Annotated in this window: 19 protein-coding genes; all 19 read left to right on the top strand. The window is 69.9% G+C overall.

The window, feature by feature from the left end:
- Nucleotides 1-19 precede the first annotated feature (19 nt).
- Nucleotides 20-1684 (top strand): DAK2 domain-containing protein, encoded by a 1665-nt coding sequence (gene fakA, locus OR600_RS05210; RefSeq protein WP_251163940.1) that lies wholly within the window; start codon nt 20-22, stop codon nt 1682-1684.
- Between the two features lie 15 nt (nt 1685-1699).
- Nucleotides 1700-3856: an ATP-dependent DNA helicase RecG gene (gene recG, locus OR600_RS05205; RefSeq protein WP_265590783.1), complete on the top strand. Its 2157-nt coding sequence runs from the start codon at nt 1700-1702 to the stop codon at nt 3854-3856.
- Nucleotides 3853-4446 (top strand): RsmD family RNA methyltransferase, encoded by a 594-nt coding sequence (locus OR600_RS05200; protein WP_135977334.1) that lies wholly within the window; start codon nt 3853-3855, stop codon nt 4444-4446. Before recG ends, OR600_RS05200 begins: the two co-directional genes overlap by 4 nt.
- Nucleotides 4436-4969, top strand: a complete 534-nt coding sequence (gene coaD / locus OR600_RS05195; protein WP_135977335.1) for a pantetheine-phosphate adenylyltransferase — start codon at nt 4436-4438, stop codon at nt 4967-4969. Before OR600_RS05200 ends, coaD begins: the two co-directional genes overlap by 11 nt.
- A gap of 102 nt (nt 4970-5071) precedes the next feature.
- Nucleotides 5072-5563, top strand: a complete 492-nt coding sequence (locus tag OR600_RS05190; protein WP_135977336.1) for an ATP synthase F0 subunit B — start codon at nt 5072-5074, stop codon at nt 5561-5563.
- 13 nt (nt 5564-5576) lie between these two features.
- Entirely contained in the window at nt 5577-6239 is a 663-nt protein-coding gene (locus OR600_RS05185; protein ID WP_265590782.1) for a YceD family protein, read from the top strand.
- A gap of 144 nt (nt 6240-6383) precedes the next feature.
- Complete coding sequence (gene rpmF, locus OR600_RS05180) at nt 6384-6563, top strand: 50S ribosomal protein L32 (protein ID WP_135977337.1); 180 nt, start codon at nt 6384-6386, stop codon at nt 6561-6563.
- A gap of 129 nt (nt 6564-6692) precedes the next feature.
- Complete coding sequence (gene plsX, locus OR600_RS05175) at nt 6693-7694, top strand: phosphate acyltransferase PlsX (RefSeq protein ID WP_135977338.1); 1002 nt, start codon at nt 6693-6695, stop codon at nt 7692-7694.
- Nucleotides 7695-7762: 68 nt separating this feature from the next.
- Nucleotides 7763-7999: an acyl carrier protein gene (locus tag OR600_RS05170; RefSeq protein WP_135977339.1), complete on the top strand. Its 237-nt coding sequence runs from the start codon at nt 7763-7765 to the stop codon at nt 7997-7999.
- Nucleotides 8000-8007: 8 nt separating this feature from the next.
- Nucleotides 8008-8763: a ribonuclease III gene (rnc, locus tag OR600_RS05165; RefSeq protein ID WP_135977340.1), complete on the top strand. Its 756-nt coding sequence runs from the start codon at nt 8008-8010 to the stop codon at nt 8761-8763.
- 2 nt (nt 8764-8765) lie between these two features.
- The gene (gene smc, locus OR600_RS05160; RefSeq protein ID WP_135977341.1) at nt 8766-12305 is read left to right on the top strand and encodes a chromosome segregation protein SMC; all 3540 of its coding nucleotides are present in this window, start codon (nt 8766-8768) and stop codon (nt 12303-12305) included.
- Nucleotides 12305-13201: a signal recognition particle-docking protein FtsY gene (gene ftsY / locus OR600_RS05155; protein WP_204406304.1), complete on the top strand. Its 897-nt coding sequence runs from the start codon at nt 12305-12307 to the stop codon at nt 13199-13201. The genes smc and ftsY overlap by 1 nt, the downstream gene beginning before the upstream one ends.
- Nucleotides 13202-13208: 7 nt before the next feature.
- A complete protein-coding gene (gene ffh, locus OR600_RS05150) occupies nt 13209-14594 on the top strand; it encodes a signal recognition particle protein (RefSeq protein ID WP_135977343.1) in 1386 nt (461 codons plus the stop codon).
- 309 nt (nt 14595-14903) lie between these two features.
- Nucleotides 14904-15539 carry a signal peptidase I gene (locus tag OR600_RS09965; RefSeq protein ID WP_135977344.1) on the top strand — a complete coding sequence of 212 codons (636 nt, stop codon included), beginning with the start codon at nt 14904-14906 and terminating at the stop codon, nt 15537-15539.
- 16 nt (nt 15540-15555) lie between these two features.
- On the top strand, nt 15556-16248 hold the full coding sequence (locus OR600_RS05145) for a TasA family protein (protein ID WP_135977345.1): 693 nt from the start codon (nt 15556-15558) through the stop codon (nt 16246-16248).
- 122 nt (nt 16249-16370) lie between these two features.
- A complete protein-coding gene (locus OR600_RS05140; protein WP_251163938.1) occupies nt 16371-16778 on the top strand; it encodes a hypothetical protein in 408 nt (135 codons plus the stop codon).
- The gene (locus OR600_RS05135) at nt 16775-17335 is read left to right on the top strand and encodes a hypothetical protein (protein WP_265590781.1); all 561 of its coding nucleotides are present in this window, start codon (nt 16775-16777) and stop codon (nt 17333-17335) included. Before OR600_RS05140 ends, OR600_RS05135 begins: the two co-directional genes overlap by 4 nt.
- Entirely contained in the window at nt 17332-17982 is a 651-nt protein-coding gene (locus OR600_RS05130; protein WP_251163937.1) for a COG1361 family protein, read from the top strand. Before OR600_RS05135 ends, OR600_RS05130 begins: the two co-directional genes overlap by 4 nt.
- Entirely contained in the window at nt 17979-19742 is a 1764-nt protein-coding gene (locus tag OR600_RS05125; protein ID WP_135977349.1) for an isopeptide-forming domain-containing fimbrial protein, read from the top strand. Before OR600_RS05130 ends, OR600_RS05125 begins: the two co-directional genes overlap by 4 nt.
- The last annotated feature ends 21 nt before the right edge of the window (nt 19743-19763 follow it).

Below are 19763 nucleotides of genomic sequence, written 5' to 3'. Positions count from 1 at the left end.
AGACCGGAGTTACCACAGAATGATTGCGAACGTCATACGCCACTGCTTCCCCGTCGCCGCCCAGGCGGTCGCCGACAGGGCGGACGAGATCAACAAGCTCAACGTCTTCCCCGTCCCCGACGGCGACACCGGAACCAACATGAGCCTCACGCTCAAGACCGTGGTGAAGGAGGTCGAGGCCCTTCCGGCCAACGCCCCCATGGAGGCCGTCGCCAAGGCCATCACGCACGGCTCGCTCATGGGCGCCCGCGGCAACTCCGGCGTCATCACCAGCCAGATCCTGCGCGGCATGGCCGAGGGCCTCGTCGATGCCAAGGGAGACCCCGTCACGGTCACCGACCTCGCCGCCGCATGGCGCCACGGCCGCAAGGTCGCGTTCCAGGCGGTCCGCAAGCCCGTCGAGGGGACCATCCTCACCGTCGTCTCCGACCTCTCGGAGCGCGCCGACGAGCTGGCCCACGACCGCTCCATGTCCGTGGAGGAGGCCCTCAAGGAGCTCGTGTCCGAGGCCTACGAGTCCGTGGCGCGCACCCCCGACCTCCTTCCCGTCCTTAAGGAGAACGGCGTCGTCGACTCCGGCGCCTTCGGCTTCGCGGTGTTCTTCGAGGCCTTCGTGAACGCCTGCCTCGGCACCGACTCCTCCGTGGACTTCCGTACCACCGTGGACAGCTCCGACGCCAAGCGCTCCGTGGCCGCCAGCGTGCACATCGAGCTCAACGACGACTGGGAGGGCTCGGAGTACCGCTACTGCACCGAGTTCCTCTTCCACGCCGACAGCTCGGACTTCGACCAGAAGGCCGCCCTCGACTTCCTGGCCACCATGGGCGACTGCGAGCTCCTCGTGGGCTCCAACCCCGACTACAAGATCCATGTGCACACCAACGAGCCCGACCGCGTGCTGCACCACATGCTCGGCCACGGTCAGATCTTCGAGGTCTTCATCCACAACATGGACCTCGAGGCCCACGACCGCACCGCGGCCATCGCCGCCGACCGGGAGGCCGCCGGCGCCCCCAGGAAGAAGCTCGGCGTCGTGGCCGTGGCGGCCGGCGACGGCGAGGCCGAGATCCTCGAGTCGCTCGGCGTGGACGTCGTCGTCTCGGGCGGCCAGACCATGAACCCGTCCACCGCCGACATCCTCGACGCCGTCGAGCGCGCCAACGCCGAGCACGTCATCGTGCTGCCGGACAACGGCAACATCCGCATGGCCGCCGAGGCAGCGGCCAACGCCTGCGACACCTGCGAGGTCGCCGTGGTCCCCACCAAGACCGTGCCCCAGGCCTTCGCTGCCCTGTTCGTCCTTGAGACCGACGTCCCGCTGGCCGACAACGTGGCGGCCATGACCGAGGCCGTGGCCAACGTCCGCGACGGCGAGGTCACCCGTGCCGTGCGCGACTCCCAGGCCGCCGACGGCTCCCCCATCAGGTCGGGCGACGTCATGGGCATCCAGGACGGCGCCATCACCGTGGTGGGCTCGTCCGTGGACCAGGTCACCCTCGACCTCGTGCGCCGCATGCAGACCGAGGAGGAGGGCGACACCCTCACCATCCTCGCCGGCGACGAGCTCGACGATGAGGCCTTCCAGGCCCTCTGCGACGCCATCGAGGAGGCCATGCCCGACCTCGAGGTCGACCCGCACCGCGGCGGCCAGCCCCTTTACCCCGTGATCTTCTCCATCGAGTAGTCCCGAGGGAGGCCCATGGCAGAGCCAGGGACCATCGTCGTTCCCGCGACATCCGGCCGTCTGACGCGCACCTGCGCGCTGGACGACCGCGTGTCGCGGCTTCGTCATGTCTCGGGGCAGCGTCTCGCCGCCCTCGAGCGCATGGGCGTGCGCACCGTGCGCGACCTCTTCCTCCACCTGCCCCGCCGCTACCTCGACTTCTCCCATGTGGTCCCCATCGCCCACGCCGACGTCGGCCAGGAGGCCACCGTCGTGGGGCGCATCGACCGCGTCGAGCTCAAGCGCCCCCGGCCCCGGCTGCCCATCGTCGAGGTCTTCGTCGTGGACGACACGGGCGTCATCCGTGCGTCGTTCTTCAAGCAGCCGTGGCTCAAGGACGCCTTCTCGGTAGGCGATACCGTCGCCCTCTCCGGGAAGGTGACCTTCGCCTACGGCTTCAAGCAGATGGCCTCGCCGTTCCACGAGGTGCTGGGCCCCAACGAGACGGGCGGCTACTCGCGTGTCGTGCCGGTGCACCCGGTGAGCGAGGGGCTCACCCCCGCGTGGATGCGGCGCATCGCGAGCTGCGCGGTGGCCGACTTCTCCGACGTCTGCGATTTCCTCCCGGCGTCCCTCGTCGCGGCGCGGGGCCTTATGGGCTGGGGGGCTGCCGTGCGCGCCGCGCACTTCCCGTCCTCCCTCGACGAGGCCGAGCGCGCTCGCCGGCGCCTCGCCTACGACGAGCTCCTCTGCCTCCAGCTCGTGCTCCGGGCCCGCCACGCGCTGGAGGGGGCCGGCCGACCCGGCTTCTCCCACACCGTCGACGGTCCCCACGTGGCGGCCCTCCTCGACGCCCTGCCGTTCGACCTCACCGGCGAGCAGCGGGCGGCCGTCGACGACATCCTCGCCGACATGGCGTCGCCCCGGCCCATGAACCGTCTGCTCCTCGGCGACGTCGGCACGGGCAAGACCGCCGTGGCGGCCGTGGCCATGGCCGCCTGCGCCGACTCCGGCACCCAGTGCGCCGTCATGGCGCCCACCTCCGTGCTGGCCCGCCAGTACGCCGAGAAGACGGGCCCCGTGCTCGACGCGGCCGGCGTGACGTGGCGCCTGCTCACGGGCTCCACGCCGGCCGACGAGCGCGCCTCGGTGACGGAGGGGGTGGCGTCCGGGGAGGTCGCCGTCCTGTTCGGCACCACGGCGATCCTCTCCGAGGACGTGCGGTTCCGCGACCTCTCCCTCGCCGTGGTGGACGAGCAGCACCGCTTCGGCGTCAACCAGCGCACGGGCCTCAAGGGCAAGGGCGAGGCGGCCGACGTCCTCACGATGACGGCCACGCCCATCCCTCGCACGCTCGCCCTCTCCGTGTACGGCGACGTCTGCGTCTCATCCATCCGCGAGCGGCCGCACCCGGGGGCCGGCACCACCACGACGGTGGTGCCCCCCGAGTCGCTCGACATCGCCTTCGGGGCCATCCGGGAGGAGGTCGCCGCCGGGCATCAGGCCTACGTGGTCTGCCCCCTCGTGGACGACGCCGACGACGGATCGGAGCTCGACGACGTGCCCGAGGGTTCCGACCGCACCCTCAAGAGCGCCCGGGCGGCCTTCGAGGAGCTCTCCCGCAGCGTGTTCCCCGACCTCTCCGTGGGCCTGATCCACGGGCGCATGGCGCCCGCCGAGAAGGACGCCGCCATGGCCGCGTTCCGCGACGGCGCCGTGGACGTGCTCGTGTCCACCACCGTCATCGAGGTCGGCGTGGACGTCCCCAACGCCTGCGCGATGCTCGTCTACGACGCCGACCGCTTCGGGCTCGCGACGCTCCACCAGCTCCGTGGGCGCGTGGGGCGCGGCGCCGTGGCGGGCAGGGTCTTCCTCGAGACGTCGTCCAAGAGGGGCACGCCGGCCCGCAAGCGCCTGGCGGCCCTCGAGCGGAGCGCCGACGGGTTGGAGCTCGCCGAGCTCGACCTCAGGCTGCGGCATGAGGGCGACGTGTTGGGATACCGTCAGTCGGGGGCCGCGACGCTGGCCCTCGTGGACCTCGCCGAGGACGGCGACCTCGTCGAGGCGGCCCACGGCGACGCCCTCGCCCTGCTCGAGGCGTCGCCCGACCTCTCGGTCCCGGGGCTCAGCCCCCTGGCCCACGAGGTCGAGGAGCGGTTCACGCTGTACTTCAAGGACGGGGGAGGGGCATGAGGGTCGTAGGCGGACAGTGGAGGGGGAGGCCCCTCAAGGCCCCCGAGGGCTCGGGCACCCGCCCGTCGACCGACCGCATGCGGGAGGCTGTGGCCTCCATGGTCGCGTCGGCCCGCGGGCTCGACCTCGGCGGCGCGTGGGTTCTCGACGCCTTCTGCGGCTCCGGGGCCCTGGGCCTCGAGCTCGTGAGCCGCGGCGCAGAGGGGTGCGTGCTCGTCGACCGCGACCGCCGCGCCCTCGCCTGCGCCCGGGGCAACGTGCGGTCCCTCGGTGCCGACGGGTGTGCGAGGTGCGTGCCTGGTGATGCGGTCGCCTGCGCCCGTGCGGGGCGGCTGGGCGACCGGCCGTTCGACATCGTCCTGCTCGACCCGCCCTACCGCCTGGACCCGGGCCTCTCGGCGTCGCTCCTCGACGCGCTCCGCGGGCGGGGGCTCCTGGCCCCGGGGTGCCTCGTGGTCCACGAGCGGGCCGCCGACGCCGCGCCGCTCGAGGCCGACGGCCTCGAGCCCCTCAGGGAACGCCCCCACGGCGGGAGCGTCGTGACACTGCTGGAGAGCCGCACGGGAGAGGAGGGCCCCGATGCCCGATGAGGCCGGTCCCATAGACCACGTGGTGGTGCCAGGCACGTTCGACCCGGTCACCTACGGCCATCTCGACGTCATACGGCGGGCCACCCGCATCGCCCCGGAGGTGACTGTGGCCGTGGCCGTCTCCCGGGACAAGCGCGGGAGCGCGCGGGCCTTCACGCTCGACGAGCGCGTCGCCATGGTGCGCGAGGCCGTGGGAGAGCTCGGCATCGGCGACGTGCGGGTCATGGCCATGGACGGCCTGCTCGTCGACTTCTGCCGGAGGATCGGCGCCGGGGCCGTGGTGAAGGGCCTCCGGGCCACCACAGACTTCGAGTACGAGCTCGCCCAGGCCGACCTCAACGTGCGCATGAGCCCCGACCTCGAGTCGATCTACGTCATGAGCAACCCTGAGTACGGCTACGTGTCGAGCTCCATCGTGCGCGAGATCGCGGCCCTCGGCGGCGACGTCTCCCTGCTCGTGCCGCCGTGCGTGGAGCGGCGCCTCAAACGGCGCTTTTCGGGCGGGGACGTCGGGATTCTCTGAATTGCGGGCACTGCGTGCGGCCCGTGTTAGGATTAACGAGTATGCGTCGTCCCAGCGTCGCCCGAAGGCGATGCTCGTGCCATCACCTTGAAAGGAGCCCATATGCAGCCGGGTGAGGAGCTCGAGAACCTCGTGGCGGAGCTCGAGGACATCGTGAGCCAGGCCAAGCCCACCTTCGGTGGAGGCGGCCAGAAGAAGATCGTCGACAGCGAGGAGATCTACCAGATCATCGACGACATCAAGGACACCTTCCCCGAGGAGTTCGCCACCGCGCGGCGCATCCTCAAGGAGCAGGACGAGATCCTCGCCCACGCGCAGCAGCAGGCCGACTCCATCATCGCCGATGCCCAGCAGCAGGCCATGATCCTCGCGGGCGACCAGGAGGTCGTGCGCCTCGCCCAGCAGAAGGCGGACGACATCCGCGACGCCGCGCAGCAGTACGAGCGCGACACCCGCTACAACGCCGAGGAGTACGTCGAGGAGATCCTCGAGCACCTCGAGGACAACCTCAAGTCCATCGTCGTCCAGGTGACCCGCTGCCGCCAGACGCTCACCGACAAGGCCGGCGGCCGCTCGGGCCAGCAGAACTGGTAGGGGAGCGGCGTCCATGGACATCAAGCCCATCATCGTCCACATCGACGACCACCTCGCGCTGCCCGGCGACACCTGGCCGGTCTCCGGCCACGTGGACGTCCACGGCTACGGCCTCGGCGACCACGACTTCTCGGTGCCCGACGGCATCGACTACGACATCGTGCTCACCAACACCGGCGACGGCATCCTCGCCACGGGCATCGTGAAGGCCGACGTCCTCGGAACGTGCGACCGCTGCCTCGACGAGGCGCGCATCTCCATCGCCTCCGAGGTCGACGAGTACTTCCTCTTCGAGCTGCCGGACGCCTCCGAGCAGTCCGACGACGAGGACGACGTCGACTTCTCGCTGGTGGACCGGGAGAACGGCACCGTCGACCTCGCCGGGCCCGTCAACGCCGCCGTCATCATGGAGACCCCGTTCGTGGTGCTCTGCCGCGAGGACTGCAAGGGCCTCTGCCCGGACTGCGGCGCCAACCTCAACGAGGGCGACTGCCGCTGCGCCGAGGCCCACGGGGACGACATCGACCCCACCAACCCCTTCTCGGTGCTCGCACAGCTCAAGCGAGACGTCGCCGAGGGCGAGGTGGAGGAGCGCGCCGCCCAGGACGCAGCCGACGAGGCGGCCGCGGAGGCCTGGGCCGAGGCCATGGACGCCGCCGAGGGCGACGAGTCCTAGGGGATACGTGAACATACCGTGCATGGGAGGCCCCGGCCGCCGCGGGTGTTTACAACCCCCGCTCCCGTGCTAGTATTATCAGCTGTGTGTTTGTGGACGTTGCCCACCCCGGTGGAGCGATAGACAGATCGGAAGAGGTTCATCATGGCAGTACCCAAGCAGAAGAAGGGCCGCGGGGCCACGCACTCCCGCCGTTCGGCCAACAGCAAGCTCGCGATGCCCGCGCGCTGCACGTGCTCCCACTGCGGTGCCGTGAAGCTCCCGCACCGCGTCTGCCCCAACTGCGGCTACTACCGCGACCGTCAGGTCATCGCCGTCGACTAGTCGCCCCCGCTGCTCATCCTGGGTTCGAGGCCGCCTTCCGGGGCGGCCTTTTCCGTGACGGGCGCCCATCACGGGTAGTATTGACAGGCGGGCGGGGCCGATGGCCCCGCGGACCCTCAAGGAGTGCCAATGAACACTGTCTGCGTAGACGCCATGGGCGGCGACCTCACCCCGGACGTCGTGCTCTCCGGCATCGACCTCGCCCTCGGGGCCGACCGCGACCTCACCGTGCTGGTGGCCGGCGACGCCTCGGTCGTGGAACCCTTCTGCGCCTCCCGCGGCCGCGCCGTCCCGCTCGTCACCACCGAGGTCATCGCCATGGGCGAGCACCCTGCCACGGCCGTGCGCGCCAAGCGCGACTCCTCCATCGTGCGGGGCTGCCGCGCCGTCCGCGAGGGCGACGCCCAGGCCTTCTTCTCCGCAGGGTCCACGGGCGCCGTGCTCGCCGCCGCCACCGTCACCGTGGGCAGGGTCAAGGGCGTGTCGCGCCCGGCGCTCGCCGCGGTGCTCCCGGGCCTCGACGGCCATCAGACCGTCTTCTGCGACCTCGGCGCCAACGCCGACTGCCGCCCCGAGATGGTCGTGCAGTTCGCGCAGATGGGCGCCGTCCTCGCCGAGGTGGAGGCCGGGGCGGGGCACCCGACGGTGGCGCTGCTCTCCAACGGCACCGAGGAGACCAAGGGCAGCTCCCAGGCCCTCGCGTTCCACGGGGCCCTCGAGGAGGCCGCCGACGCCGGGCTCGTCGACTTCGCCGGCAACTGCGAGGGCTCCGACATCCTGCTGGGGTCCCACGACGTCATCGTCTCCTGCGGCTTCGCCGGCAACATCGCGCTCAAGGCCATGGAGGGCACGGCCAAGTTCATGGCGGCCCGGCTCAAGGCGGCCGCGGCGTCCTCGCCCCGCTCCGCGCTGGGTGCCCTCCTCGTGAAGCCCGCCTTCTCCGCCATCGCCGCCGACCTCTCGGGCGACGTCCACGGCGGCGCCTGCCTCCTCGGGCTCAAGGCCCCCGTCCTCGTGGGCCACGGCCACACGAGCCCCGAGGCCGTCATGAACGGCACCCTCGCCGCCCTGCGCACGGTCCGGGAGGACCTGTGCGGTCGCATCGCGGCGAGCCTGCGGGCGGACGCGTGAGCCCCGCTCCACTACACTGTCAGAGACCTGCGCCCGCGCGGGCGCGCGACCGGAAAGGCATGGAAGCTATGGACCGCAACGAGCTCTTCGACAAGGTCGCCGAGACCGTGGCCGAGACCATGAACGTCGACGCCGAGGACCTCACCCCCGAGACCACCTTCGAGTCGCTCTCCGCCGACTCCATCGACCTCATCGAGCTGGTGACCGCCCTCGAGGAGGACTTCGACACCGCCATCGACGACGACCGGCTCACCTCCATCAAGAGCATCGGCGACGCCGTCGACCTGCTCTCCCAGAACCTCTGAGCCGCACCATGGTCGAGGTTCCCCCCAGCAAGGTCGCCCAAGCCGAGCGGATACTGGGCCACCGGTTCGCCGACCGCCGGCTCGTGGAGTCGGCGCTCTGCCACCCCTCCGCCGTGGAGGGCGGCCCGGTGTCGGACTCCTACGAGCGCCTCGAGTTCCTGGGCGACTCCATCCTCGGGGCCATCGTGGCCCTCGACCTCTTCCGCCGCTTCCCGGGCATGGACGAGGGCGAGCTCTCCCGCCTCAAGGTGACGCTCGTGTCGGGCGACACCCTGTCCCGGGTGGCCGCCGACCTCGGCGTGGGGGAGTGTATCGTCTTCGGCGCGTCCGAGGAGAAGACCCAGCTCCGGGGTATGCACTCCGCCCTCGAGAACGTCTACGAGTCGCTCGTCGGCGCCCTCTACCTCGATGCCGGGCTCGGCGAGGCGCGCCGCTTCGTCCTCGACACGCTGGGCCCCCACGTGGACTCCCACAAGGCGCTCCGCCCCGTGAGCCCCAAGTCGCGGCTCCAGGAACTCACCCAGCGCGACCTGCACTGCGGGCCCGAGTACAAGGTCGTGGCCGAGGAGGGCCCGGCCCACGCCCCCACCTACACCGCCGTTGCCATCGTCCAGGGCGTCCGCGTGGGCCGTGGCAAGGGCCCCACCAAGAAGGCGGCCGAGGCCGAGGCCGCACACCACGCAATCCTGAGGCTCACCGACGGCACCGGCGAGGGCCAGGTGCACTCGTCGGTGCTGGCCTCCGACGTAGACGGGCAGTCGTAGCCGTGTACCTGAGATCGCTCACGCTCAAGGGCTTCAAGTCCTTCGCCGACCGCACCCACATGGTCTTCGACCCGGGCCTCACCGTCGTGGTGGGTCCCAACGGCAGCGGCAAGTCCAACGTGAGCGACGCCATCCTCTGGGTCCTCGGAGAGCAGAGTGCCAAGCAGCTCCGCGGCCAGGCCATGGAGGACGTCATCTTCTCGGGTTCCTCCGCCCGCGGGCCCGTGAGCGTGGCCGAGGTCACGCTCGTGCTCGACAACTCCGACCACCGCCTCCCGGTGGACTTCGACGAGGTCGCCGTCACTCGGCGCATGTATCGCTCGGGTGAGAGCGAGTACCTCGTCAACGCGGCCCCGGCCCGCCTGCGCGACATCCAGGACATCCTCCACGACTCCGGCCTGGGCAAGGACACCCACTCCATCATCAGCCAGGGCAAGCTCGACGCCATCCTCTCCAGCCGCCCCGAGGAACGCCGCTCCCTCATCGAGGAGGCCGCCGGCATCTCCAAGCACCGGCGTCGCAAGGAGCGCTCCATGCGCAGGCTCAAGGCCATGGAGGAGAACGTGCGTCGTGCCCGGGACATCGACCGCGAGATCCGCCGCCGCCTGAAGCCCCTCGAGCGCCAGGTGGACAAGGCGCAGCGCTTCGCCGATCTCGACGGGCGCCGCCAGACCCTCGAGACCCAGCTGGCCGTGGACGACCTCCGGCAGCTCAAGGAGCGCTGGGACGCCGTGGCCGCCCGCCGTCGCGAGGCCGAGGCCGACGTCGAGATCTGCCGCTACCGCGCCGGCGAGCGCTCGGCCGAGCTCGAGAAGCTCCAGAGCCTCCTCGAGCAGAAGGGCCTGTTCGTGGGCGACCTTGGCGAGCAGCGCCGCCGGGTGCAGGACCAGCTCGGCCGCATCGAGAGCGACATGCGTCTCCTCGAGGAGAAGGGCCGCAACATGGTGGCCAAGCTCTCGGACACCCGCATGGCCCTCTCATCCATCGACCACCAGGCATCGTCGGCCCGGGCCGAGCTCGACGCCGCCGCCGCGGAGCTCGACGGCGTCGCCGCTCGGCAGCGCGTGGTCTCCTCCGAGAGCACCGTGCTCCAGGAGCGCGCCGACGGGTGCGCCCGCACGCTCGCGGTGGCCGAGGAGCGCGCCGCCGACGCCCAGCTCGCCCTGCGCTCAGCCCAGCGCGAGAACGACTCTGCCGTGCTCGAGCGAGCCCGGATCAAGGAGCGTCTCGCCAATGCCGAGGTGGAGGACGGTCTGTTCCAGACGCGCCTAGACCAGCTCGACGAGGACGTCGAGGCCGGCCGCGCCGCCCTCGCCGCAGCCCGGGCCAAGGCTGCCGAGACCCAGAAGGCCGCCGACGCGGCGCGCCGCGACCTCGACGCCGCGGCTTCCGCCATCTCGAGGGCGTCCAAGGCCCTCGGCGAGTGCCGCAAGGCCGAGGACTCCGCCCGCTCCCGTCTCACGGAGCGCAGGGCGCGCCTGGAGGCGCTGCGCAAGGTCGCCGCCTCCGCCAAGGGCAACCCGCGGTCGCGCGGCGTTGCCGAGCGGGCGGGCGGCTCCCTCGCCGAGGGCACGCTCTCCGCCCGCCTCGCGGCCCCGGGCGACCTCGCGCCGCTCGTGGAGTGCCTGCTGTCCGACGCCATGGAGGCGCTCGTGGTGGCCCCCTCCGGCGACATCGCCGCCGTGGCCGAGACCGCCGCGGCCACGGCCGGGACCGGCGCCGTGACCCTCGTGCCGCTCGACCCCGCGGTGCCCGACCCGGTGCCGGGCGCCCCCGGGGAGTCCCTCGTCGCGCTCCTGCGGGAGGCCGACCCCGACTGCCCGGCGGCCGAGCTCGCCCTCCTCGCGCCCGTGCGCGTGGTGTCCGGCGCCCGGGAGGCCGTGGAGGCCCACGGCGCCTGGCCGCAGTGCGTCTTCTGCACCCGGGACCTCGTGGTGGTCGACCGCGAGGGCCGCGTCACGGTGGGCCTCGCCGACCCGTCCGGCTCCGGCGTCATCGAGCGAAACGACGAGATCCGCTCCCTCGAGGCGGCCATGGGCGGCCTCGAGGAGGCCGTGTCCGCGGCCCGGGCGAGCGCCCAGGAGGCCAAGGCCGCCCTCGACGCCGCCCGCCGGGCGCAGGACGAGGCCCGCGACCGCGCCTCGTCGCTCCGCTCCGAGTCCGACTCCCTCACCCGCGAGGCCTCGCGCCTCGAGGCCCAGCTCTCCCGTTCCGAGGCGGAGCGCGCCTCCGTGGCCGCGCGCCGCGAGAAGGCGGGGGAGAAGGCACGCGCCGAGGCGCCCCGCCTGAAGGAGCTCGAGGCCACCGTCGCCCGGAGCGCCGCGGCCATCGAGGAAGCCACCGCCGCCGTGGAGGCCTGCGCCAAGGACCGCGAGCGGGCCGCCTCGGAGGCCTCCGAGGCCAAGGAGGCTGCGAGCTCCTCGGCGGTGGAGCTCGCCACCCTCACCGAGCGCCGCCGCCACCTCACCGAGCGCGTCGACTCCCTCGAGAGGTCCATGGAGTCGCTGGCGGCGCGCCGTCAGAGCGCCGTGGAGGGCACGCGCTCCCTCGAGGTGCTGCGCTTGCGCATCGACCCGCTCCACGAGCGCTACGAGGGCATCCTCGAGGCCGCCCGCGCCTGGGCGGGCCGCCTGCGCGACCGCGCCTCCCTCGCCGAGGCTGACAGCGAGTCGCTCAAGAAGACCATCGGCGACGCAAAGGCCGCCTCCGAGGAGGCCTCCGCGGCGCTCGACGGCGCCAAGGCCCGCCAGGCCGAGCTCGACGTCGAGGCCGGTCGCCTCGAGGTGCAGGTGGAGAACGCCGTGAACGCCGTGCGCGAGTGCTCCGCCGTCCCCCTCGAGGAGGCCCTCGAGCTCCCGGCGCCCGAGGATCGCGCCGCGAGCGAGGCGGAGCTCGCCTCGCTCGTCGCCTCCATCAGGAACCTCGGTCCCGTCAACCAGGTGGCCATGGAGGAGTACACCGAGCTCAAGGAGCGCGCCGACTTCATCGCGTCCCAGCTCGCCGACCTCGAGCACGCCAAGGGTGCCATCGACAAGATCAACGCCGCCATCGACCGCAAGATGCGCCGCGCGTTCGTGGAGACCTACGGGACGGTGAACGCCAACTTCCAGGAGATCTTCTCCATGCTCTTCCCCGGGGGCAGCGCCACCCTCGTCATGGACGACCCCGACCACCCGGCCGAGACCGGCATCGAGATCGCCGCCCAGCCCAAGGGCAAGCGCATACCCAAGCTGGCGCTCATGAGCGGCGGCGAGAAGTCGCTGACGGCCCTCGCCCTGCTCTTCGCCGTCTACAAGACCCGGACGGTGCCGTTCTACGTCTTCGACGAGGTGGAGGCCGCCCTCGACGACTCCAACCTCGACAAGCTCCTCGGCGCCATCGAGCATCTGAAGGAGACCACCCAGCTCATCGTCATCTCGCACCAACGGCGTACGATGGAGCAGGCGGACGTCTTGTACGGGGTCTCCATGCAGGCCGACGGGGTGAGCAGCGTCGTCTCCCAGAGGCTCGACCAACAGACAGGAAGGGTGGTGGATGCCTGATGGGATTCGCCGACAGGCTCAAGAAGGGGCTGAGCCGCTCCCGCGAGGCCCTCAACGAGATCTTCTACTTCGGCGGCGAGGTCGACGAGGACTTCTGGGAGGACCTCGAGGACACCCTCGTCATGGGCGACCTCGGTGCCGAGGTGGCCATGAACGTCACCGACGACCTCCGCGAGCAGGCCGCCCGCGAGAACCTCCGGACCGACCGCCAGCTGAGGCGCGCCCTCTCCGAGCGCCTCGCCGCGGAGTTCTGCCCCGTGGGGCGCGACCCGTTCGACGACCTGCCCAGCTGCGTGCTCTTCGTGGGCATCAACGGCGCCGGCAAGACCACCACGGTGGGCAAGCTCGCCAACGACGCCCGCGAGCGCTCCATCCCCGTGGTCATCGGCGGGGCGGACACATTCCGCGCCGCGGCCATCGAGCAGCTCGACGTCTGGGCCGAGCGCGCCGGCGTGCGCCTGGTCACCCGCGACCGCGGCGCCGACCCGGCCTCCGTGTGCTACGACGTCCTCGAGGCGGCCGAGCGCGACGGCTCCGAGCTCGTGCTCATCGACACGGCCGGGCGCCTCCACACCTCCAGCGACCTCATGCGCGAGCTCGCCAAGGTGGTCTCGGTCACGCGCAGGCGCTCCCCGATGCCCGTCTCCGTCGTGCTCGTCATCGACGCCACCACGGGTCAGAACGGCCTGTCCCAGGCCAAGGAGTTCGATGACGCCCTCGACCTCGACGGCGTCATCGTCACCAAGCTCGACGGCACCGCCAAGGGCGGCATCGCGGTCGCCATCAGCCACACCCTGCAGCTCCCGATCCTGCGCATCGGCGTGGGCGAGTCCATCGAGGACTTCCAGCGCTTCGACGCCCAGGCCTTCTGTCGCGCCCTGGTGGGCGAGGAATAGGGGTCCCATGTTCAACAGCCTGTCCGACCGACTCCAGGACACCTTCGACAAGCTCCGCGGCAAGGGGCGCCTCACGGAGGATGACATCAACGTCGCCATGCGCGAGATCCGCCTCGCCCTCCTCGAGGCCGACGTCAACTTCAAGGTCGTCAAGCGTTTCGTGGCCGCCTGCAAGGAGCGCTGCATGACGAGCGAGGTGCTCGACTCGCTCACGCCCTCCCAGAACGTCGTCAAGATCGTGCTCGACGAGCTCACCGAGCTCCTCGGCTCCACGGAGTCCAAGCTCGTACTCGCCCAGAACCGCATCCCGAACGTGATCATGCTCGTGGGCCTCCAGGGCTCCGGCAAGACCACGGCGGCCGCCAAGCTCGCCCACCTGCTCAAGAGGCAGGGCAAGAGCCCGCTGCTCGCGGCCTGCGACGTCTATCGCCCCGCGGCCGCCGACCAGCTCGCCACCCTCGGCGGCGAGCTCGGCGTGCCCGTGTACCGCGGCGACGGCGCGCACCCCGTGGACATCGCCCGCGGCGCCGTCCAGGAGGCCGTGGACACGCTGCGCGACGTCGTCATCGTCGACACCGCCGGACGTCTCCAGATCGACGAGGCCATGATGCAGGAGGCCGTGGACATCAAGGCAGCCGTCCGCCCGGACCAGGTGCTCATGGTGGTCGACGCCATGACCGGCCAGGACATCGTCAACGTCGTCTCCGAGTTCGCCGAGCGCACGGACTTCGACGGCGTCATCATGTCCAAGCTCGACGGCGACGCCCGCGGCGGCGGTGCGCTCTCGGTGCGGCAGGTCACGGGCAAGCCCATCAAGTTCGTCTCCATGGGTGAGAAGCCCGACTCCCTCGAGGTCTTCCATCCCGACCGCATGGCCAAGCGCATCCTCGGTATGGGCGACCTCTACGGCATCATCGACGCCGCCCAGCAGGCCGCCGACGAGGAGCAGGTTGCTCGCGCCGAGAAGATGCTGCGCGAAGGCCTCACCATGGACGACATGCTCCACCAGCTGCAGTCCATCCGGAAGATGGGCGGAGTCCAGAAGATCATTTCCATGCTGCCCGGCGGCGAGCGGATGCTCGGCCAGATGGGCGGCGACGCCGTGGACGACAGCTCGCTCACCCGCATCGAGGCCATGATCCGCTCCATGACGCCCGAGGAGCGCGCCTGCCCCAAGATCATCAACGGAATGCGGCGCTCGCGCATCGCCAAGGGATCGGGCCGCACCGTGCAGGAGGTCAACGCCCTCCTCAAGCAGTGGGGAGAGATGAACCGCATGATGGGGCGCATCCGCGCCATGGCGAGCTCGGGCGACATGAGCCCCAAGGCCATGAAGCGCATGATGGGGCAGATGGCCCAGATGCCCCAGCAAAAGAGGGGCAGACGCCGCTGACAGGCCCGTCCCACCGCTTGCGCAAGGCCTCCTTTCCTTTGGGAAGGGAGGCCTTTTTCTGTGCTTAGGCATATTTATGGAGAAAATGTATACGCACCGCTCAAGGGCGGATTTTGAGGTCCTGCTGCACATTGTGCTCAGATGCTGTGCATAATGAGGGCCATGGAAACGAGGGGAGTTACCGGCAATCCTCTTCCACAGGCTCTATAACACCTGTTAGATAACGGCGTATTTGTGGCGATAACCGTTTGCCACATCGCATAGCTGTCGTTTACAAATCACTTCCTTATATACGCAGGATAGACATTCATGCCTTCTTGCTCTGTGCCGCCGCTGTCTCGCGATTGCTGCCTCTCTTTAGCAACCCGGCTTCGCCACTGCCGGCCCAGCCGATCCCAGGGTCGGCGCCCGCTTCGGTTCCCAGGTTCGGAGGTGCCCATGGGCAGGTTTCGCTCTCTCATCATCAATGCCCAGATCGTCGTCTTGGTCGCTGTCGTGTTTGTGTCCTTGGGCGCCGAGGCGCTGGGGTGGGGCGCCTATGCCATAGCCACGGGCTCCATGGAGCCTTCCGTTTCCGTGGGGTCCCTGGCAGTCTGTGCCCCTGTCGGGGGCAGGGCGCCTGTAGAGGGCGAGGTCGTCGCCTACGAGAGGGCGGGGACGGTGGTGGTCCATCGCGTCGTGTCCGTGTCCGGCGACGGCTCGCTTGTCTGCAAAGGTGACCGAAACGACGAGCCCGACCCCGGGACGGTTCGCGCCGAGGCGCTTGTCGGCCGTCTGGTGTTGAGCGTCCCTGCGGCAGGCGCGGCTTTGTGCGCGCTTGCAGAGCATCGGGCCCAGGCCGTCTGCGCGCTGGTTGTCCTGGACGCTGCCCTGTGCTTGCTCCCGGGCGCCGCAATTCCAAGGCGTCCCAAAAGACGTCGAGGTAAACGCCCCGTTGTGGGCTAGGAGAAAAGGAGGGGTCATGAAAAGGAGTCAGGCGTTGTGGAAGTTGAGGCGCAAGAGGATGGCCAAGAAGGCTGTGGTGGCTGTGGCCGCGGCATCGATGGCGGCAACGGTCGTGGTCGGGGGCGCGGTGGCGTTCTTCTCAGACACCGACTCGGTCACCAACGTGGTCTCCGTTGCGGAGAGGCTCGACGTGGCCGTGGAGGAGCCTGCGTGGAACCTTGAGGACGGCGACGGAGACGGGGTCCCCGATGCGGCCCAGAACCTCGCCCCAGGGCAGGTGGTAGCCAAGGACCCGCGCGTGGCCAACAAGGCGGGTGTCGACTCGTGGTGCATGGCGCAGGTGAGCGTGCCGGTGCACGAGGTCTCGCTGGTGGGGGAGGACGGCAGGAGGCGCGACCCTGCCCCGGCCGAGCTCTTCTCCTGGGAGCTGGGCGAGGGCTGGGAGGAGTACGGAACGGCTTTCCTCACGGAGGACGGCTCGGCCGCTGTGCACACCTACCTCGCTAAAGACGCCGTTGCCGTAGGGGCCCAGACGCCGCCCGTCTTCACCCAGGTGACCATGGCCGACGTGTTGGAGGGGTCCGTCTCGGGCACTTGTTCCATCGACGTCAAGGGCTTCGGCGTGCAGGCCCATGGCTTCTCGTCGCCGTCCGAGGCATGGGGGGCCCTCCAGGGTCTCGACGCCCCCGAGGATCCGGTCGAGCCATGAGCTGCGGGGCGAAAAGGCGTGCGCGTCCTGCCGGCAAGGTGGCCGCGGCCTGGGGTTTGGCGGTGCTTCTGGGCACTGCCGCACCTCCTGCGCTGGCCTTTCTGAACGCTCGAACGCAGGAGGTGCCCAATGTCCTCTCCGTGGGCGAGGAGAAGGTGGAGATCGTCGAGGACTTCGACCCCAACCCCAAGCGCGACGGATGGGTCAAGAAGAACGTCCGGGTGAGAAACACCGGGAATGTGCCCTGCTATGTGCGTGCCTTGGCCGTGCCGTCCACCTCGCAGGTCGACTGCTCGTTCTCATGGGGCACTTCCGGCTGGGGCGCACCGGACGCGGACGGCTACCGCACATGCCGGGCCCCGATCGCCCCGGGCGAGGTGAGTCCGCCCCTGTTGAGCGGCTTGTACCTCGACGCCCCGTCTGCGCCCCGCGACCTTCAGGTGCTCGTCTACGTAGAGAGCGTCCAATCGAGTGGGTTCCCAAACGCCCAGGCGGCATTCGCCGCTCTGAGAGGAGAGGAGGAGTCATGAAAACGCTTGGAAGGCGTCCTGCGCTGGGTCTCGGAGTGCTGGCCATGGCGGCCCTTGTCGCTCAGGCACCCGTCGGCTTGGGGTCGAGCCAGTCGCTGTGGCGTGCCATGGCACATCTGGCCACCGATACCGTGGACATCGGCCTCGACGACCACCGCATTGAGGAGGGGACTGGCATTGTCGCCGAGTCCGCCGTGCCCCATGCCGTGGACATCCGAAACGAGGGGGCGCCGTGCTGGGTGCGCGTCCGCACCGTGGCGAGCCTCGGCGGAAGAAAGGACGCGGTCTTGGAGCCTGCAGCCGTTCCCGAAGGGTTCGTCGTATCGGCCGACGGCAACGCCTACCTTGAGCGGCCGCTCGAGGAGGGCGAGGCGGTCACGTGGACCGAGGACCTTTACGACCCGTGGAAAGACGGCTCGTCTCTCGGTAGAAAGGCGGAGTTCACGACCGTGGTGGAGGCCATACAGCGAGACCACGTGTCACCGGAGTTCGGGTCTGCGTCGCCCTGGGGAGACGTTGCCGTGGAGCGCTGCGTTGCAAAAAGGAGCGACCCATGAGGACGCGGCTACCGCTCGCGCTTGCGGGCTGCACTCTGGTGTGCGCGCTGGCCGGACCCCGTACGGTGCTGGCGCTCGATGCCGAAGCGATCTACCGGGGCCCGGAGGGATTCGCTGCGGACGTGGCACAGCTCACGGAGGCCTTCGAGCGTGCCGTGCCCGGCGACAGGCAGGAGGGCGGCCTGTCTTTGGAGAACGGCGGCGAGGCACCCATTGTCGTGACGCTGTGGACGGAGCCGGGAGACGCCGTGTCCGAGGTCTTGCTCGAGGAGGCGCGCCTCACGCTCACGGCGGAAAGCGGCGAGCTCCTGTTCGACGGACCTGCGGTGTTCGAGGGTGTTTCCAGCCCGTTGGAGCTTGGCACTTTGGCGCCTGGCGAGCAGGTGGGCATCGGGTTCTCCTTGTCTGTGGACGAGTCGGCTGGCAACGGCGCGGCCTTGCGCGAGGCAGCCGTGGACGTGGTTCTTTGCGCCGACGAGCTGGCCGGGGAGGGGGTGGCCGAAGAAGCCGTGGCAGGCCAGGAGCGCGTGGGCTCTATGGCCCGTACCGGTGACCGCCTTTCGTCTGTTGGCGCCTCGCTCCTTGCTTTTGCGGCGCTGGCCACGGCGGCGGTCCTTGGCGCGCGACCTAGAAAGGGGGACGTATGAGGCGCTGTGCTTCTCTGGGGGCTCTCGCAGCGACGGCGGCCTTTGCGGCGCTGTTCGTTGTGCCGGGCATTGCCATGGCCTACGAGGTCGCCTATGTGGACTCGTACAACGAGGTGCCGGTGACCGAGGCCTACCTCAACCGTTTCGACGGCAGGCTGCCCGACGAGGTGAGCTGCTCACCTGCGGTCAAGACGAGAAAGGAGGCCGACGGTGCTGTGCGCTATTACGTGGACGACACATCCTATTCTCCTGAGAGCGCGCCCAAAACCGTGAAGGATGCTGTCAGGCTCGTCTACCGCAAGGCGGGCACCGCCTTGGACGGCCGCTCTCTTGACGTGACCCTGGCCATGGATGTGACCTGGAGCAACAAAAGCCCTGAGATGGCCGGCGGACTGCCGACGTTTCTGAGGACGCCGGGCGTGTCGGGCAGCGCGCTCGACTGGGAGGCCGGGTCCCTCGTTCCCGTGGCGGGGCGGCCGTGGGATTCCGCCAAGATGAGCATCGGCATCTCCATAGCCAACCGTCTCGAGGTGACTTTGAGCGACACGGGCAGGCCTTTCGAGGGACGCGTCCTCCTCTGGCTGCGCGACCTCGACCAGTGGACCGGCGGCCCCTTCTCCCGCGAGACCATAGAGCTCGTCTCGGGATTTGCCAATGACGTGTACGTGGGGAAGAACACGCGGCTCTCCCGCGACGATTTGTCCAAGGGCCTTTTCCGCCCCGTCGACGGGGCGGGCGACGACGGCTCGCGTACCGACTTCGTGGCCTTTATGAAGGGCGGACGGGCGCAGCTGCGCTGGCAGGGCGAAGAGTGCAGCACCGCGTTTCGCTCCATCTATCCCGAAAGCTACCCGCCCATCGCCGACGACCCGGTCTACGACCCCGTGAAGTCGGTGACGGCGGTGGCGGGCAAGCCGGTCCCGGACCCTGCCTTTGCCACAGCGCTGCCGGGCCAGACTGTCACGTTCGAGGTGGAGCAGGCGCTGCCCTACGTCGTAGAGAGCAACAAGCCCCAGGTCGTGCGCTTCGTCGACGACCTCAACAGCCGCTTCGACCCCTCCACGGCAAAAGTGAGGGTCTTCCAGGGCGACAAGGACGTCTCCGACAACTGGAGGGTTGCGGTGAGCGGGAGCCGGGTCACCGCGACGGCCGTGGACACCCAGAAGGCAGTGCTGGGACTCACCTTTCAGGTCACTGCCACGCTTAAAAACGACGCCTCGGGAACGGTCGTCAACCGAGCGATCACCACCGTGGTCACGAGGACCCAGCAAAACGTTGAGAAGCAGTCCAACGCCGTGAAGGTAAAGGTGGCGTCCGCCCCCAAGGAGCTCGTGGTGGTCAAGCGGGTCAAGGCGCGAGACCTGCTGGTCGCCCATGGCATGCCCTCGTTTCCCTTCAAGGTGACGGTGCGCGGCGCCAAGGGGGACCTTGCAACCCTCTACGGGCTGGCCTCGTTCGAGGGCGACCGTGCAGACGCGGGCGACGGGTGGGTGGCCGCCCAGGCCACGTTCGACCTCACTCCCTTTAATCCCACGTCCATCGACGCAATCGTCGTTGAAGAGGTGCCGGTGTCTCGCTATCGGCTGGTCGAGGCTGCGGGAAAGGGGCCCTGGGAACGCGAGGGCCGTCGTTTGACGCTCTCATATGGGACGGTGCCCGACACTTCCGGCTTGGAGTGCACGTTCACCAATGAGAAGGTCACCGACCGCTGGTTCGGCCACGCGGCCGCAGCCGTGAACGACCTGTCGCTCGAGCCATAGAAAATCGGCCCGCAGCCATTT

Source organism: Granulimonas faecalis, assembly GCF_022834715.1.
GTDB lineage: Bacteria > Actinomycetota > Coriobacteriia > Coriobacteriales > Atopobiaceae > Granulimonas > Granulimonas faecalis.
The sequence above is the reverse complement of the archived record's forward strand: the minus strand, read 5'-3'. Positions and strand labels throughout refer to the sequence as shown.

Excerpts from the sequence above, each read along its gene's own strand:
- plsX (WP_135977338.1), top strand. The coding sequence starts at position 6,693 with ATGAACACTGTCTGCGTAGACGCCATGGGCGGCGACCTCACCCCGGAC.
- coaD (WP_135977335.1), top strand. The coding sequence starts at position 4,436 with ATGCCCGATGAGGCCGGTCCCATAGACCACGTGGTGGTGCCAGGCACG.
- ftsY (WP_204406304.1), top strand. The coding sequence starts at position 12,305 with ATGGGATTCGCCGACAGGCTCAAGAAGGGGCTGAGCCGCTCCCGCGAG.
- OR600_RS05190 (WP_135977336.1), top strand. The coding sequence starts at position 5,072 with ATGCAGCCGGGTGAGGAGCTCGAGAACCTCGTGGCGGAGCTCGAGGAC.
- OR600_RS05185 (WP_265590782.1), top strand. The coding sequence starts at position 5,577 with ATGGACATCAAGCCCATCATCGTCCACATCGACGACCACCTCGCGCTG.
- OR600_RS05200 (WP_135977334.1), top strand. The coding sequence starts at position 3,853 with ATGAGGGTCGTAGGCGGACAGTGGAGGGGGAGGCCCCTCAAGGCCCCC.
- fakA (WP_251163940.1), top strand. The coding sequence starts at position 20 with ATGATTGCGAACGTCATACGCCACTGCTTCCCCGTCGCCGCCCAGGCG.
- ffh (WP_135977343.1), top strand. The coding sequence starts at position 13,209 with ATGTTCAACAGCCTGTCCGACCGACTCCAGGACACCTTCGACAAGCTC.
- OR600_RS09965 (WP_135977344.1), top strand. The coding sequence starts at position 14,904 with ATGCCTTCTTGCTCTGTGCCGCCGCTGTCTCGCGATTGCTGCCTCTCT.
- rnc (WP_135977340.1), top strand. The coding sequence starts at position 8,008 with ATGGTCGAGGTTCCCCCCAGCAAGGTCGCCCAAGCCGAGCGGATACTG.
- rpmF (WP_135977337.1), top strand. The coding sequence starts at position 6,384 with ATGGCAGTACCCAAGCAGAAGAAGGGCCGCGGGGCCACGCACTCCCGC.
- OR600_RS05125 (WP_135977349.1), top strand. The coding sequence starts at position 17,979 with ATGAGGCGCTGTGCTTCTCTGGGGGCTCTCGCAGCGACGGCGGCCTTT.
- OR600_RS05170 (WP_135977339.1), top strand. The coding sequence starts at position 7,763 with ATGGACCGCAACGAGCTCTTCGACAAGGTCGCCGAGACCGTGGCCGAG.
- recG (WP_265590783.1), top strand. The coding sequence starts at position 1,700 with ATGGCAGAGCCAGGGACCATCGTCGTTCCCGCGACATCCGGCCGTCTG.
- OR600_RS05130 (WP_251163937.1), top strand. The coding sequence starts at position 17,332 with ATGAGGACGCGGCTACCGCTCGCGCTTGCGGGCTGCACTCTGGTGTGC.
- OR600_RS05145 (WP_135977345.1), top strand. The coding sequence starts at position 15,556 with ATGAAAAGGAGTCAGGCGTTGTGGAAGTTGAGGCGCAAGAGGATGGCC.
- OR600_RS05135 (WP_265590781.1), top strand. The coding sequence starts at position 16,775 with ATGAAAACGCTTGGAAGGCGTCCTGCGCTGGGTCTCGGAGTGCTGGCC.